We start from the raw sequence: 15,318 nt of genomic DNA, 5'->3' as shown, positions 1-15,318 counted from the left end.
CGATCTTCGTCTCTTCATAAACCGTGTCGAGACGAAGATAAGCGCCCCACGACTGACACATAAAAAAGGATGCCTGGAATGAGTAGTCATAAAGCGGATAAGGTCCATCTCTGGATTGGCAGCAATCACGATTCAGAGGAGCAATATCACAGCTATTTCGCACTGGATTACTCCACTGAAGGCGATTTTGACGATCCCGCCTATAAGGTCTGCCCGTTTTGTCGCTATCTCGGTATCAAATGGTACGACGAGGATTTCATTGGCATTATCCCAAGAGAAGATGAGGATGTTGCGCTTGACGAGATTCTTCAGGAGGCGGCTGTTGATGAGGATGAAATCAGCAAAGTAAAAGCCATCTGCTCGGCTTCGGGCATTGAAAAAGCGAACGCTATTTTGTGGTATTCAAGCGGCGATCGTCCCCTGTCACCGGCAACCGGCAGCGACTTCAAAGGATTAAAATACATTGGCTGTTTTCTGGGTGATTAAGTTATTTCTCTAATTCATATCGCCCGGAAATTATCTCTACCTGCCGGAATAACCTGTAACCACGGTATACCCGGCGGGTAGTAAATAAGTGAGCAAATAACACGCGGCAGAAATAGTGCGGCAGCCGGGGCGCTATGGGTGGTTTATCAGTAAAGGATATTAGCCATCTTTTTATATCTCTCCGGCAGCGCGCTATTAAGGTTGAGCACGTTATCGAGGATGTAAAGCGCGGGCACACCCTTTGCGCGCTCGGCCTCAATTATCGCCGTGCGTAACACCGTCACGGCAGAGGTCACGGAGTGAAAATAGGCTTCAGACTCCGGGGTCTGCAACTCCCCTGAAACAGCGTAACGCACCTGCGGCCAGCGGGATAAATCGAGCAGCGGAAAGTTGTTCTCCTCATTATCCACATTCGCCATCAGCAACGCCTCGGCTTTGGTGGGATCGCTGTGGGCTGCGGCAAGAATATGCAGGCGCAGTATTAATGCCGATACCGTTTCAACGCGGCTATTTTCCGCTGAAAGCTTGCTAATAAGATCGTGTAAATGCGCGCCGTTTAGCGGTTTACGCTGCGCCCGGCCAGCAGCGTTATTTTTCTGCTCTGAAAAAAGATCCACCAGCTGCAATAAAAGATCCAACGTCACCTGCGCCCCCTTCATTCTCATTTTTGCGTGTCATTAAAAGTGTGTGCCCGGGAGATAACGGGGCTGAGATGAGGGTATTTCACTGCGGGTCTGTTTATAAAACGATAAATAGTGACGGTTAGTGTGAGTTTTACTCACACTTAAAAGTGACAACGACGCGATACTGCCCGTGCTTAAAGAGCCCACGCGGCCGTGGACTCTTTAACGTCTGTTACGCCAGCGGCCAGGCCCCGGCTTCTGTCACGCGTGCCGAACCGCTCCACGCAAACAGCGCGAGCGCGCGCTTATCAGCCTCAGGATAGATGCGGCTGCTGAGGCACACCTCTCCATCATTAACAAACACCTCAACTGACGAGCTGTCGAAGAAGAGGCGCAGTTCCAGCGACGCGTTGATATCAACCGGCACGCTGCGCATACCGCATAGCCCATACTGCGGATAGTGACGCGCCAGCACCAGGCGCTGCATTTGCGCATCAACATAAACGCGCAGCCCCTCGCCGAGGCTGACGCCATACTGCTCCGCGCTGCTGTCAGCGCACTCCCAGCGCAGAAGCACCTCCAGCGCCTCACCGTTCTCCGGCAGCGTGATTTGCTGATCCTCAAGCAGCGTAACCGGCCACGGCCTCCACGCGCCGCGCAGGGTTTCCACCTCTCTTGCCGGACGCATCTGCACGCGGTTGTCGGCGCTCAGGCTCACTTCGCGCGGCAGCGACAGCATCCCGGCCCAGCCATCCTGCTGCTCCGGCAGCGGCGATTCCCACATATCCAGCCAGCCAATAACAATCCGCCGCCCATCAGGCGTCAGCAGGCTTTGCGGGGCATAGAAGTCATGGCCGTGATCCAGCTGGATAAACTCGCTTTCGCGCACAAAAGGCTGGCCCGGCTGCCACTGGCCGAGAATATAGCCGCTCTGGAAGAGATTACGGTTGTTGTAGCCCTGCGCCGCGATGCCTTGCGGCGAGAACATCAGTACCCGTTTGTCGCCGAGGGTGAAGAAGTCCGGGCACTCCCACATAAAGCCGAGCGCTTTTTCCGCCTCATCCAGCACGCCAGCGTCCTGCCACTCGCGCAGATCGCCGGAGCGGTAAAGACGAACATGGCCCGTTTCGCCGTCGCGTGCGCCGACGACCATGTACCACTCATCCCCTTCCCGCCACACTTTCGGATCGCGAAAGTGGTGCAGCCCGGGCGGCGTATCCAGCACCATTCCATGACGTTCAAAATGGATGCCGTCGCGGCTGGTGGCCAGGCACTGCACCTGATAGAGGTTCGCCTCATCCGTGGCATCGCCGTGAAATTTATGCCCGGTGTAGATCAGCGCCAGCGTGTCGCCATCGACCACCGCCGAGCCGGAAAAGCAGCCATCTCTGTCTGCGGGGCCTTCAGGCGCCAGCGCCACCGGCAGATGCTCCCAGCGCAGCAGATCTTTACTGCGCGCATGCCCCCAGTGCATCGGCCCCCACTGTGTTGAATAGGGGTGATGCTGATAAAAGGCGTGGTACCAGCCATCGAACCACACCAGCCCGTTCGGGTCGTTCATCCAGCCTGCGCGCGCCGCGAGGTGGTAGCGCGGATACCAGCGCAGGTTCAGGGTGTCTCGTTTAGCCAGCAGCGCCTGTTCAGCGCCGGCAAGTGAATAGTTCATAGTCGCTACTCTTTTCGGTTAAATGGCGGAGGGTTGCGGCATCAGCGGGTCAGAAGATGACTTACCGGAACGCAACAGGAAGATAGAGATAAAGGTGGTGGCGAAGACCAGCAGCCCCATGATCAGATAGGACTGGGCAAAGCCATACTTCTCATAGCTGTAGCCCGCCAGCGGCGACAGCACCGAGGCGATCACCGAGCTGGTACAGGCGAAGCCCACCAGGTAGAGCGTTGAGGAGAGGCGTTTATCGAAGTGCAGGCTGTTGTACTTAAAGATCGCCACCAGCAGGATCGGCAACTCGACCGCGTGCAGCAGTTTGGTGATGGAGATAAGTAGCGGCCCCTCCACCAGCCCGGAGGCGACCATGCGCATTGCCATCACCATGCCCGCGAAAATCAGGCCGTTCTTTGCGCCAATCCTGTTCACCAGCCACGGCGCGCAGAACATGCCCGCCGCTTCAAGAAACACCTGGAACGAATTGAGGTAGCCATACATGGCGTTGCCTTCCTGCAACGTCGGGAACTGCGACGAGAAATAGACCGGGAACTGCTGGTCGTAGACGCCATAAATACAGGTACCAATCACAAACAGCACCAGCGCCCAGAAACGCGGCAGCGTCAGTAAACCCAGCGCATCGGCGAGTGTTACTTTCCCGCCGCTCACCGCCTCCTGCATCGCGTGCGGCGCAGAGGAGACTTTTAAGCGCGCCAGCAGCACAAAGAAGACCAGCCCGGATACGCTTGCCACCGCGAAGTTGAGTTTCGGGTTGATATTAAACAGCAGACCGGCAAAAAAGGTCGCTACCGCCCAGCCGAGAGATCCCCACATCCGTGCTTTACCAAACTCAAACTGGCTCTGGCGAGCGACGCGCTCGGTATAGGACTCCAGCACCCCGATGCCGCCGTTAAAGGTTAAGCCGATATAGATGCCACCAAACACGCTGCCGAGCAGGATGTTGATCTGTAACAGATAGCCAAACAGTAAGAAGGCCGGGCCGGAGAGCGCCAGCATGGCGGTCAGATACCAGAGCAGGTTTTTGCGCAGGCCCAGCTTGTCCTGAATAAAGCCATAACAGATCTGCGCAAACAGCGCGGAGACGGAGAGCACGGCATAGATGATCCCGGTATCCCCCGCTTTCAGCCCCACCTCCTGATGAAGCCAGATGGAGAGCAGCGAGCCGGAAGCGGACCAGGTGACGAAAAAGAAGAACAGTAAGGCACTGAGCAGTGGGTAGCTGTGAGCGTGATGGGTTTTCATCATGACAGTCTCATATTGGAGTTATGCAACGATGATAACGTTAACATCCAGTATCACTCCTGCAGTTCTGCTGAGATTCATGATGTTAATCACAAGAGTTAACGTTAACATAACAGGAGTGAGAGGGAGATCAAACTCTGCGCCTGTGACGACACCGTAAATACGTTACGATAGCGCCCTCTCTGGCCGCAGTGATTGCGCGAGTAAGCCCGCATGGAGTAACAGATATGGCCTCTCTGAAGGATGTAGCAAAGCTGGCGAATGTTTCGCTGATGACGGTCTCGCGCGCACTCAATAGCCCGCAACGCCTCAAGCCGGAGACGCTGGCGCGGGTGCAGGCGGCGATTGAGCAGACCAATTATGTCCCGGATCTCTCAGCGAAAAAGATCCGCGGTGCGCACGCCTCGCCGAAAACCATCGGCGTGCTGGCGCTGGATACCGTCACCACGCCCTTCTCGGTGGAAATTACCTTATCGATTGAAGAGACCGCACGCGCGCACGGCTGGAACAGCTTCGTAATGAATATGTTCACCGACGACAACCCGGATGCGATTGTTGATCTGCTGCTCTCCCACCGGCCGGACGGCATTATCTACACCACCATGGGGCTGCGCCAGGTGCCGCTGCCCGCCAAGCTGCTTACCCTGCCCTGCGTGCTCGCCAACTGCGAAAGCCTGCACCATCCGGTCGCCAGCTATATTCCCGACGATGAGCAGGGCCAGTACAGCGCGGTAAAAGCCCTGCTGGAAGCGGGTTATCGCCAGCCCCTTTGTCTGCATCTGCCCGAACCGCTACTCGCCACCGCCCGTCGGCGTAAAGGGCTGGAGCGCGCCTGCCGTGAAGCCGGGGTTAACCCGGACGGCCTGACTCATCTCTATATGGCGCAGGGTGACGAGCATTACCGTGATATTCCGGCGCAGGTGCTGGCGCATATCCACGCGCAAAAGCCGCAGTTCGATTCGGTGATCTGCGGCAACGACCGCATTGCGTTTATGGTCTATCAAACGTTACTCGCGCAGGGGCTGCACATTCCGCAGGATGTGGCAGTGGTTGGCTACGACAATATGGTGGGCATCGGCGAGCTGTTCCTGCCCTCCCTTGCAACGGTGCAGCTCCCGCATTATGAGATCGGGCGCCTGAGCGCCCTGCATATTATTAACGGTAATGAACATAGGCAGACCACGCGGGTTGCCAGCCCGTTTTTGCTGCGTGATTCCATGCTGGAACGGCGTTAACCCACTGCCCTCTTCTCTTCATGCGGATCGGGGCGGTTAATGCGATACCAGATGGCATACATCGCTGGCAGGAACACCAGCGTGATAATGGTACCCCCGAGTGTTCCACCGATCAGCGTGTAGGCCAGGGTTCCCCAGAAGACCGAATGCGTCAGCGGGATAAAGGCAAGGATCGCCGCCAGCGCCGTGAGCAGCACCGGCCTTGCACGCTGTACCGTCGCTTCAATCACCGCGTCAAACGGTGCCAGCCCCTCCCGCTCGTTGTGGTGAATTTGCCCAATCAGAATCAGCGTGTTACGCATTAAAATCCCGGACAAGGCAATCAGCCCCACCAGCGCATTGATACCAAAGGGTTGATGGAAGAGCAGCAGCGTCGGTACCACGCCGACTAGCCCCAGCGGCGCGGTCATAAACACCATCACCATCGCAGAGAGTGAACGTACCTGCAAAATGATGATCAGCAGCGTCATGGCGATCATAATCGGAAAGAGCGGTGCCATCGCTTTGGTGGCTTTGCCGGACTCCTCAATCGAGCCCGCCTGTTCAATCTGATACCCGTCCGGCAGCGCGGCAATCACTGGCTGCAGTTGCTGCATCATGGCGGTGGAGACATCCGGCGGCTGCAGGGATTCAGCAATATCACCCCGCACGGTAATGGTCGGCACCCGATCGCGGCGGCGCAGCAGCGGCTCTTCCATGCGCACCTCAGCCTCCCCGACCTGCGACAGCGGAATGCGCTGACCGGCCGAGCCGACCAGCGTGAAACCGGCGATCTTACCCGGATCAAGCCGAATATCCCCGGCCGCACGGCCAATGACCTCCACGGCACGGATATTCTCCCGCACCGAAGTAATCGGCACGCCGGTAAGCAGAAACTGAAGCTGGCGGGCCGCGGCGCTGGAGGTCAGCCCCACCGCTTGCAGGCGATCCTGATCAAGCGTGAAGTGTAGCGTCGGCACCCGTGCGCCCCAGTCCGTATTAACCGTTCTCATCATCGGGCTGGCCTGCATCACCGTTTTCACTTTATCGGCAATGTCACGTAATACCTGGGGATCCGGTCCCATCACGCGAAAGGCCACCGGATAGGGTGAATAGGGTCCAAACACTAGTTGGGTGACTCGAACGCGCGCCTCCGGCGCCAGACCATCCGCCACGGCGTGACGAAGCCGAAACTTAAGCGCTTCGCGCGCCTGTTGGCTGCCGGTGCGAACCACAATTTTGGCAAACGAAGGATCGGGCAGCTCCGGCGCCATCGCCAGATAAAAGCGCGGTGAGCCCTGGCCAATATAGGAAGTGACAATTTCCGCCTCTTTCTGCTGCCTGAGCCACGCCTCGATTTTCGCCGTTGTGGCGCTGGTTTGCGCAATGGAAGTGGCGTAAGGCATCTGCACTTCCACCAGCACTTCCGGGCGATCGGAGGTGGGGAAAAACTGTTTCTTCACCAGCCCCATCCCCAGAATGGCAACGGTAAACAGTACAACCACCGAGCCTGCCACCAGCCATTTCGCAGCAATCACACGAGCCAGCAGCCCACGGAACTGGTTATAGCGACGGGTGTTGTAGATCGCCGCATGCCCCCCTTCAATCGGTTTTATCGCGGGCAACATTTTGACGCCCAGGTAGGGCGTAAAGACCACCGCCACCACCCACGAGGCAATCAATGCAATGCCGACGATCCAGAACATATTGCTGGTATATTCCCCGGCGGTGGAGTGGGCAAAACCGTTGGGCATAAAGCCGATAGCCGTTACCAGCGTGCCCGCCAGCATGGGCGCGGCGGTATGGCTCCAGGCATAGGCGGAAGCCTTGATGCGGTCGTAGCCCTCCTCCATTTTCACCACCATCATCTCGATGGCGATAATGGCGTCATCTACCAGCAAACCGAGGGCCAGAATCAGCGAGCCGAGCGTAATGCGATCGAAGTTCTTGCCCGTCGCTTCCATGATCACAAAGACAACGGCCAGCGTCAGCGGCACCGCGGCGGCCACCACGACGCCTACGCGCCAGCCCATGCTAAGGAAGCAGACCACCATCACCACCAGCAGCGCCACAAAGAACTTGATCATGAACTCATCCACGGCGGAGCTGATGTTCGCTGACTGATCGGTTACTTTGGTCAATGACATTCCAAGCGGCATCCCGGCATTAATGCTGGCGGCTTCTTTATCAAGCGCCTCGCCCAGCGCCAGGCCGTTCCAGCCCTCGCGCATGACCACACCCAGCAGCAGCGCGGGTTCCCCCTGATTGCGCACCAGAAAGGTTGCCGGATCCTCATAACCGCGTTCAACCGTGGCGACATCGGCAAGCTTCAGCGTTCGTCCCTGCGCCACCAGCGGCGTTTGCCGGATTTTCTCCAGCGTATCAAACGCGCCGTCGAGGCGAATAAAGACCTGCGGCCCGCGGGTATCGATGGAGCCAGCCGGCGTCAGCACATTCTGGTCGTTGAGCGCGGCGAAAATCTCCTGCGCGGAGATGCCCAGCGTCGCCAGCCGGTCATGAGAGAAGGAGATAAAGATGCGTTCCGCCTGCTCGCCAATGATATTGACCTTTTTGATGCCGGGAACGTGGAGCAACCGCTGGCGCAGCGACTCGGCATCCCGCACCAGCAGGCGCTGCGGCTCGCCTTTGGCCTTCAGCGCAAACAGCGCAAACGTGACATCCGAGAACTCATCATTGACCAGCGGGCCGATTACCCCGGCAGGCAGGTTTTTAGCTTCATCGCCCACTTTTTTACGCGCCTGGTAGAACTCCTCCTGAACCAGGGAAGGTGGCGTACTGTCCTGAAGGGAGAGCATGGTGAAAGCAAGACCGGGACGCGTATAGGTCTCAGTCCGGTCATACCATTGCAACTCCTGCAGCCGTTTTTCCAGCGGTTCCGCTACCTGATCCTGCATCTCCTGCGCTGTCGCACCGGGCCAGGCAGAGATAATGGTCATCTGCTTGACGGTAAACGGCGGATCCTCGGCCCGCCCCAGTTTTAAGAAGGAGACACTCCCGGCGATAGTAATGAGGATAATCAGAAACAGCGTAATAGCGCGCTCGCGCACGGCAATCGCGGAGAGGTTAAAACTGCCGCCGCTCATGGGCGACTCCCTGCGATTTCGCTGTCGCTCTGCTTCGCCTGTCGCACCGCCTCACCCTCATGCAGCAAATGCGCACCCAGCGCGACCACAGGCTCGCCGGGTTGCAAATTTCCCATCACCCGTGCGGCATCATCGGTGATATTCACCACCTCTACCGGCTGCCAGCTCACCCGGGCGGGTTTGCCTGACACTTCCCAGACACCCGGCCCTTTTCCCGCGTCATAAACGGCAGCCAGCGGCACCTGCAGTAACGGCTTGGCTGACAAACCTTCGGTAATGTTGAGCGTGACGGTGGCTCCAAGCGGTGCGCTTGCCAGCGCGCCCTGCAGCACATACCTTGCCTCGAAGGTGCGCGTCAGCGGATCCGCCGCATCCGACAGCAGTCGCAACGTCGCCGGGACAGCCTGACCAGCACGCCCATACAGCGTGGCCTGCGCCCGGCTGCCGAGCGACGGGCGTAGGGTTTCCGGGAGCTGGACAATCGCTTCACGCTGCCCGGAACGGGCCAGCCTGACCACCGCCTGCCCGGCGCTGACCACCTGGCCCGGCTCCGCCAGCGTCGCCATCACCACCCCATCGCCATCCGCCAGCAGCACGGCATAATGCATCGCATTTTGCGCCACGCTGGCCTGCGCCTGCGCCGCTTTCAGATCGGCCCGCGCCGTCTCTGCGGCCGCTTTGACCTGATCGTAGGCAGAGGCCGACACCGCGCCCGTGGTAACCAGGCTGCGGTAGCGCGCTTCATCACTCGCCGCCTGTCTGACCCTGGCCTGAGCTGCACTTACCGCCTGGGCAGCGCTGACCGCCTGCAGGCTTAAGTCGGCGGGGTCGAGACGCATTAACGGCTGGCCGCGCGTGACCGTCTGGCCGGTATCGACAAGGCGCTCAAGAACTTTGCCCGGCACACGAAAACCAAGGTCGCTTTGAATTCTCGCCACGACGGTACCCGTAAACGCGCGGGCGTTATCGACCGCACTCATGACAGGGGCAGTTCTCACCAGCGGCGGCTGGGTTCGGGGATCGTCGCTGTTGCCATTGTCACCGCAGGCGACAATCGCCAGCGGCAAGAGGCAAATAGCTAAGGTGGCAGGATTGAGCCTGAGCATGGGTTCCCTTAAACAATGAAGAGGAGTGGAACCGCATTTTTAAACTAGTGACCAATTTTGTCAATAGTCACAACTCAAGGCGCAAGGCTTCTCAGGATCAGCGAAGAGAGGAAAACAGCGGCAGCCGGTGCCGTCTCCAGGTTGTACTGCAACTGAACGGGGCTGATATAGGGACGCATCACCAGGTAGATGGCATCCGCGGCTTCATCAAGAGGTGTTTTACGCTCAAACTCTCCTGCCTCGCGTCCCGCTTTGACGATCTGCTCAATGAGCTGGCGCAGACGCTGCTCGTGCGCCTGCGCGGAGGGCCATTTGTCACGCGCGGCAACGGCAGCAATGTCATACAGTTTGCGATCGTGAAAGAAGAGATCGCTGCCTGCTTGCACCACGGCGTTGAACAGCCGGCGAAGTTGTTCCGACACGCTCGGCGCATCCGCAATAGCGGCGTTGATGATATCCATCATCATCGCCAGGCGGTTCGCGCATATCACTTCACCTATCGCCTGCTTGGAATCGAAAAATTTATAGATATAGGCTTTGGAAAAACCGATCGCTTTCGCGAGATCGGAAACGGTGGTTTTTTCGTAACCAAAGTGGCCGAAGTGCTCGGTGGCTGCCTCAACAACCTGATCGCGAACCGAGTGATCCGACGGGCCGCGTACTGCATTGATGTTCATCTCTTTTGGCATTTTTTTCCGCTCACCTTATTTCACCCTGACCAACAAAATGTGACCAAAATACAATTAAGTCACGATTTCTTTCGGCACAACGGCGATCTCTTTTCCGTTAGAGTGGAGTACTCTCGCCCGGCAGCGTGCTGCCACCAGCCTGAGCTCACAATTTGATGCTCGATTATAATCGTTACGGTTGCGCATAAGAAACCGCACCCGACTCAGGCTTTGCATCTTACTGGCATATAACAGGATAAATCACATTCAGGGCCACTATGTTTAAACCGCTGCATAACGTCACTCTGCATCTGATTCACCCGGCAACCACCTCGAGGCCTGCCGCCCATGAGGTGGTGATTGATGGTCGCGCAACCGGCTTTACAGTGCCTGCGCAGTGGATTGAAGCGGCTATCGGGGTAGATGAATCCCGGCTGTTACTGCTTCTTACCGATGATGTCCCGTTTGAAGAGGCGCTGCTGATTGTCTTAATCGATCGTCAGCAGGGCGTGAAGGAGATCCTGACGCTCGGCGGGGCGTATACCACCGGTAGCTTTGAAGATTTAACACTGTTTGCGCAGGCGGTTGAATTCAGCTTTATTGGCGATACCACATGGCGGGTTGAAATCGCCGAGCGACCCTTTTTCAGGTTTCCCTTTGTCGGCGATCCGCGCGGCATCTGGCGGCCGATTGCGCGTAAACACTACATTCTTGTCTCCGCCGATCCACCACCAGCATGTATGGATGGCAGTCGCTAACGGGTGGGAGCCTTTACGTATTGTCATATAAAACATTGCAAACCTATACCAGGAGCAACAATGCCTCTTTCATATGGAAAACCAGCAGCAAAAAATGCCATCTTGCCACTGCTGACGACCTTTAACTTTAGCGCGCCCGAAGAGTATCTGGATTTTCTGCAACAGAAAAACGGACTGGTAGTAAAGAGCCCCGACTACTGCAACCTGACATACCCCGGGGTTGATCAAGGTGAAGTGGCATTTTCAGCGCTGTTTGGCATTAATACGCGCAATAAGTACTACGACCTGAAGTACAACAACGATGAGTTTCTGGAGGAGCTCGACTTTCTGTCGGACACGTTGTTGATTGGCGACGATCCAGGCGGTAACTACTTCGTGTTGATGAATGGAGCGGGTCGGGAAGGCGTTTACTACTGGGACAGAACGCATCTGCATGCCGAAGATGATATTCAGCAGTTTGATATTGCAGAGCAGCAGGATAGCGGCAACCTCTACAAAGTGGCCGCTGATTTCACAACCTTCTACCAGATGGTCCTCCAGAATGCCTGCACGCAGGGCGAAATCTGCTTTGACGATCTCTGAACTCCATCCTGGACTCAATCAGCGCGCGGGCAACAAGCCTGCCTGCGCGCGAAAAGCGTTACCCCAGCCGGCCGTGATTCAGCCGTGTGAGAGGTTCATTAACGTCAAACAGTTTGACGGTGATGTTGGTGGCGCCAAACTGTTTTAACCGCTCCATATGTTTATCCATATAGCGCTGCGCATTCGCTTCGCTGTCGAAGAGATAGATCCCTCCCGCTTCCTGAGCGAGCGCATTCTCGGTCCACACTTTCCATAAAAAGCCCGGCTCCTGATTGATTGATTCGGCAAGTTCCACCAGCTGCTGCGACATCTCATCGCCAAATGGGCCGTTAAAATCGAAGTTAATCTGCACTAATTTTTTGGCCATACTATCCTCCGTGATGGCATGTTAATAAGCCTGTCGACACTATTTCATCGATAGTGAAATAGCAAAAAAAAATCCACGCCGGAGCGTGGATTTTGTGTCAGAGCAGGTGATGCCAGTACGGTTAAATATCGTCCGTTGTATGGTGTACAACGATTTCCAGGGTGTGGCGTACAATATCGCTTTTCACCACATCCTCTGTGGTCTCGATCATCTTGATCAACTCCAGGATCAAGGCCTTGTGGGTAATACGTTCACCGGCTGCCATAACACCACGAATCGCCGCGCCCAGTACCACAGACTCCTCTGCAAGCGTCTCGCCGCCGCTGCGAAAATACTCAGCAAGCGAGAGATCAGGCAAATTTTCATATTCGTGTGAATCCAGCAAAACCTGGCTCATCGTTTACCCCGTTTTTTAGTGATAATAACCGTGTCTGTTAATGTTTTTTCGAACTGCCGGCGGTGTTGTCGCCAAACAGCTGGAAAACGTTATCCCTGCTCTGCTCATCCCACTCATCGCGATCGCTTCCTTTGTCGCGCTTCAATGAGGCAAAATTATTGTTGCTGATTTCAGCAATAATCCGCCCCAGCATCTGCCGCCGCTGAACGTCCTGCTCGCTGGTCTCCATCGACCGCAGCCGGTTTATCAGCGCACGTGTGCTGATGGGTGAGTTATCTTTCAGAAGTGACAACACTGCCACTCCGATAAGTTCATCTGTAAGTTGCTCTATTTCACTACTATTCATAACTGCATCTCGGGTTGCCGCTACTTGCCGAACTGCAATTGCGGCATGAAGCCAATTCTCCCTTGGGGACGATTAACTTTTCTGCACGCGCATGAAGCGCTTCATCACCCCGCGAGAATTGACTCAAAAGCCAAAAGTATTGCCGTTGGTCAAACTCTGTTAGCGATCGAAAAGCAGGCCAATCAGCGTGTGATAGTGGCTCTCCTCTTCCGGACCAGAAGCCTGTTCCAGACGGCTCAGCAATTTAGTACAAATTGCCTTGCGGTTCAGGTTGCGTCCTTCGCTCAGGATTTCAACAGCGATCTGTCCCAGCGTCTGCTGCTGAGTCGGGAGTGATGCCTTGTTGAAATAGCGGGTAATGGCATTAGCTGTGTTCGGAAAATAACCGTTCTGCTGCATATGTCACTCCTCAAATAATCCATTAACTTGTTAAAGTAACGTTAAAGTTATACAAAAAACGGCGTTTTGTACATAGTAATTGTACAAGTTTGTTAGCCATCTAATGAATATTTCACAATCTTTATATTTATCAGGTGATTATAACCAGCAAAATTTTTACGCGGTTGACCAAGCTTGTACAAGCTGAAAAGCCGCGTGTACAAGGGGCACAAACAGCATAATTCTCTGCTAAATCAAAGAAGACGAGGCAGATTGCATCTGGTAGTGTGAGCGCTCATTCATCCCTTTCGGAACGCTTATGCTCACCACCCTTATTTACCGCAGCCATTTTCGCGACAACGTATCGTTTTCGATGCTTGAAGGGATGGTTGAAGCAGCCAATCAAAAAAACAGCCAGGCCAATGTCACCGGCATTCTGCTGTTTAATGGCACCCACTTCTTCCAGCTGCTTGAAGGGCCGGAAGAGACGCTGGATCCGATTTACGACGCCATCTGCAATGATGAGCGCCACTTTAACGTTGTGGAGCTGCTGCGCGACTACGCGCCGTCACGACGCTTTGGTAAAGCCGGGATGGAGCTGTTTGATCTGCGCGCCTACGACCGTGAAGAGGTGCTGCAAACGGTGCTGGATAAAGGCACCTCGAAATACCAGCTTATTTATGACGACCGCGCGCTGCAGTTCTTCCAGACCTTTGTCGAAGAGGGCGAGAAAGAGAACTACTTTGAGATCCCGGTCGGTGACGAGTGGGAGTTCGTGCCCGACGGTAGCGCCGTCACCCTGCCCGCGTCCGTTGCCGCCACCAGCACCGACTGCCGCTTTGCCTTTCAGCCGCTGATCGATCCCTTCGCCCGCAAAGTGGTAGCGATTGAAGCCCTGCTGCGTACCCCTTCTGGCGATGCACCGCAGGCCTACTTTGAGGGCCTGACGGGCGATGCGCTCTATAAAGCCGATCTTGAGAGTAAGAAAGTGGCATTCGCGATGGCCACCGCGCTGGATATCGGCGCGCAGACCCTTTCGGTCAACTTGCTGCCGATGACGCTGGTTGAAGTGCCCGGCGCGGTCGAGTTTATCCTGCGCGAGATTGAGGCTAACGGCCTGGTGCCGGAACAGATTATCGTTGAGTTCACCGAGAGCGAAATCATCTCGCGCCTGGAAGAGTTCACCAAAGCGGTGAAGTTACTGAAAGGTGCCGGGATCCGCGTGGCAATTGACCACTTTGGTGCCGGTTTTGCGGGCCTGCTGCTGCTGGCGCAGTTCCAGCCGGACCGCATCAAAATTAACCGCGATCTGATTCAGGATGTGCATAAGAGCGGCTCACGCCAGGCGATTGTGCAGGCGATCATCAAATGTTGTACATCCCTTGAAATTCAGATCTCCGCCGTCGGTGTCGAGAAAGCTGAAGAGTGGATGTGGCTGGAGTCGGCGGGTATCTCCCAGTTCCAGGGCTATCTCTTCGCGCGCCCGGATATCAACGGTATTCCAGCGGTCTGCTGGCCAGAAAAACAGGACGATGCTTAATCGCTCCTTAAGTAAAGCTGTACAAAGTGCTTGTACAGCCTGCAAGGCTTAACTAGGCTTTGCGGGTGTATATCGGGGTTACGAGGAAGTCATGGCGTTTTACAGTATTGGCGAAGTGGCTGAACGGTGCGGAATTAACCCCGTCACACTTCGCGCATGGCAACGTCGTTACGGTTTGCTAAAGCCCCAGCGCAGCGAGGGCGGCCATCGTCAGTTTGATGAGGCGGACATTCTGCGCATTGAGGCGATCAAGCGCTTTATCGAAAGCGGCGTCTCGGTCAGTAAAGTAAAAGCCTTACTGGATGAGTCGCCCGCCGCCGATGAGCAAGGCTGGGCGAAGGTGCAGGACGATCTGCTGGCAACCCTGCGCCAGGTCAACCCGGCCAGGCTGCGCGCCATGGTGCTGGATATGGGGCGTAAATACAGCGTCGATCAATTTATCGATGAGGTGATTATGCCGGTGCGCCTGCTGCTGGCGCGGGATCAGAACACCGCGCGGGTGATCTTAAGCCTGCTTGACGGCGTGCTGATCGACTTTGCCGTCACCCAGCTGGCGCTTAGTCGCCCGCAGGGAAGCAGGGAGGCGCTGTTTATCGCCTGGAACAATGACGATCGTACGCGCCTGTGGCTGGAAGCCTGGCGGCTATCGCAGCAGGGCTGGGCGCTGGATGTGCTCGCCGACCCACTTGACTCACCGCACCCGGAGTTTTTCCCGGGAAAGCAGCTGGTGGTCTGGACGGGCAAAGCGCTGACCCAGCGCCAGTCGCAGCAGTTTACCCACTGGCAGGAGCAGGGCTTCGCCCTCACCTTTCACGGCCCGCAGTAA

General features: G+C 56.3%; 16 protein-coding genes. 6 read left to right on the top strand and 10 right to left on the bottom strand.

What is annotated here, in order from left to right; all coding sequences use genetic code 11:
* Positions 1–78 precede the first annotated feature (78 nt).
* Positions 79–486: an immunity 22 family protein gene (locus ABIC80_RS04710; RefSeq protein WP_429175761.1), complete on the top strand. Its 408-nt coding sequence runs from the start codon at positions 79–81 to the stop codon at positions 484–486.
* 146 nt (positions 487–632) lie between these two features.
* On the opposite strand, the gene ABIC80_RS04705 is transcribed toward ABIC80_RS04710, so the two are convergent.
* From ABIC80_RS04705 to ABIC80_RS04695, 3 genes are all read right to left on the bottom strand, one after another.
* On the bottom strand, positions 633–1,130 hold the full coding sequence (locus ABIC80_RS04705) for a hypothetical protein (protein ID WP_429175758.1): 498 nt from the start codon (positions 1,128–1,130) through the stop codon (positions 633–635).
* A gap of 211 nt (positions 1,131–1,341) precedes the next feature.
* Complete coding sequence (locus ABIC80_RS04700) at positions 1,342–2,775, bottom strand: glycoside hydrolase family 32 protein (RefSeq protein WP_429175755.1); 1,434 nt, start codon at positions 2,773–2,775, stop codon at positions 1,342–1,344.
* An 18-nt stretch (positions 2,776–2,793) separates the two neighbouring features.
* Positions 2,794–4,035 (bottom strand): MFS transporter, encoded by a 1,242-nt coding sequence (locus tag ABIC80_RS04695; protein ID WP_200580729.1) that lies wholly within the window; start codon positions 4,033–4,035, stop codon positions 2,794–2,796.
* A 224-nt stretch (positions 4,036–4,259) separates the two neighbouring features.
* Here ABIC80_RS04695 and ABIC80_RS04690 point away from each other — a divergent pair, with 224 nt between their 5' ends.
* Positions 4,260–5,267: a LacI family DNA-binding transcriptional regulator gene (locus ABIC80_RS04690; protein WP_429175752.1), complete on the top strand. Its 1,008-nt coding sequence runs from the start codon at positions 4,260–4,262 to the stop codon at positions 5,265–5,267.
* Here the strand turns inward: ABIC80_RS04690 and ABIC80_RS04685 are convergent.
* The 3 genes from ABIC80_RS04685 to ABIC80_RS04675 form a co-directional block, all read right to left on the bottom strand.
* Positions 5,264–8,350, bottom strand: coding sequence for an efflux RND transporter permease subunit (locus ABIC80_RS04685; RefSeq protein ID WP_429175750.1), 3,087 nt, complete (start codon positions 8,348–8,350; stop codon positions 5,264–5,266). The two genes, ABIC80_RS04690 and ABIC80_RS04685, sit on opposite strands and share 4 nt — an antisense overlap.
* Positions 8,347–9,456, bottom strand: coding sequence for an efflux RND transporter periplasmic adaptor subunit (locus ABIC80_RS04680; RefSeq protein WP_429175748.1), 1,110 nt, complete (start codon positions 9,454–9,456; stop codon positions 8,347–8,349). Before ABIC80_RS04680 ends, ABIC80_RS04685 begins: the two co-directional genes overlap by 4 nt.
* A 74-nt stretch (positions 9,457–9,530) precedes the next feature.
* The gene (locus ABIC80_RS04675) at positions 9,531–10,145 is read right to left on the bottom strand and encodes a TetR/AcrR family transcriptional regulator (RefSeq protein ID WP_429175745.1); all 615 of its coding nucleotides are present in this window, start codon (positions 10,143–10,145) and stop codon (positions 9,531–9,533) included.
* Between the two features lie 257 nt (positions 10,146–10,402).
* Between ABIC80_RS04675 and ABIC80_RS04670 the strand changes: the two genes are divergently transcribed.
* Together ABIC80_RS04670 and ABIC80_RS04665 are read left to right on the top strand one after the other, a co-directional pair.
* A complete protein-coding gene (locus ABIC80_RS04670) occupies positions 10,403–10,882 on the top strand; it encodes a hypothetical protein (protein ID WP_429175743.1) in 480 nt (159 codons plus the stop codon).
* A 60-nt stretch (positions 10,883–10,942) separates the two neighbouring features.
* Positions 10,943–11,464, top strand: coding sequence for an SMI1/KNR4 family protein (locus ABIC80_RS04665; protein WP_429175741.1), 522 nt, complete (start codon positions 10,943–10,945; stop codon positions 11,462–11,464).
* 58 nt (positions 11,465–11,522) lie between these two features.
* Here the strand turns inward: ABIC80_RS04665 and ABIC80_RS04660 are convergent, their stop codons facing one another.
* The 4 genes from ABIC80_RS04660 to ycgZ form a co-directional block, all read right to left on the bottom strand.
* Positions 11,523–11,831, bottom strand: a complete 309-nt coding sequence (locus ABIC80_RS04660) for a monooxygenase (RefSeq protein ID WP_429175739.1) — start codon at positions 11,829–11,831, stop codon at positions 11,523–11,525.
* A 121-nt stretch (positions 11,832–11,952) separates the two neighbouring features.
* Positions 11,953–12,228: a biofilm development regulator YmgB/AriR family protein gene (locus ABIC80_RS04655; protein WP_023478767.1), complete on the bottom strand. Its 276-nt coding sequence runs from the start codon at positions 12,226–12,228 to the stop codon at positions 11,953–11,955.
* Positions 12,229–12,265: 37 nt separating this feature from the next.
* Positions 12,266–12,523: a hypothetical protein gene (locus tag ABIC80_RS04650; protein ID WP_225975713.1), complete on the bottom strand. Its 258-nt coding sequence runs from the start codon at positions 12,521–12,523 to the stop codon at positions 12,266–12,268.
* A 210-nt stretch (positions 12,524–12,733) separates the two neighbouring features.
* A complete protein-coding gene (gene ycgZ, locus ABIC80_RS04645) occupies positions 12,734–12,973 on the bottom strand; it encodes a regulatory protein YcgZ (RefSeq protein WP_023478790.1) in 240 nt (79 codons plus the stop codon).
* A 298-nt stretch (positions 12,974–13,271) separates the two neighbouring features.
* Between ycgZ and ABIC80_RS04640 the strand changes: the two genes are divergently transcribed.
* Together ABIC80_RS04640 and ABIC80_RS04635 are read left to right on the top strand one after the other, a co-directional pair.
* The gene (locus tag ABIC80_RS04640) at positions 13,272–14,492 is read left to right on the top strand and encodes a diguanylate phosphodiesterase (RefSeq protein ID WP_263754530.1); all 1,221 of its coding nucleotides are present in this window, start codon (positions 13,272–13,274) and stop codon (positions 14,490–14,492) included.
* Positions 14,493–14,583: 91 nt separating this feature from the next.
* The gene (locus ABIC80_RS04635) at positions 14,584–15,318 is read left to right on the top strand and encodes a MerR family transcriptional regulator (protein ID WP_263754529.1); all 735 of its coding nucleotides are present in this window, start codon (positions 14,584–14,586) and stop codon (positions 15,316–15,318) included.

It is taken from the genome of Kosakonia sp. 1610, from assembly GCF_050435845.1.
Lineage (GTDB): Bacteria > Pseudomonadota > Gammaproteobacteria > Enterobacterales > Enterobacteriaceae > Kosakonia > Kosakonia cowanii.
The sequence above is the reverse complement of the archived record's forward strand: the minus strand, read 5'-3'. Positions and strand labels throughout refer to the sequence as shown.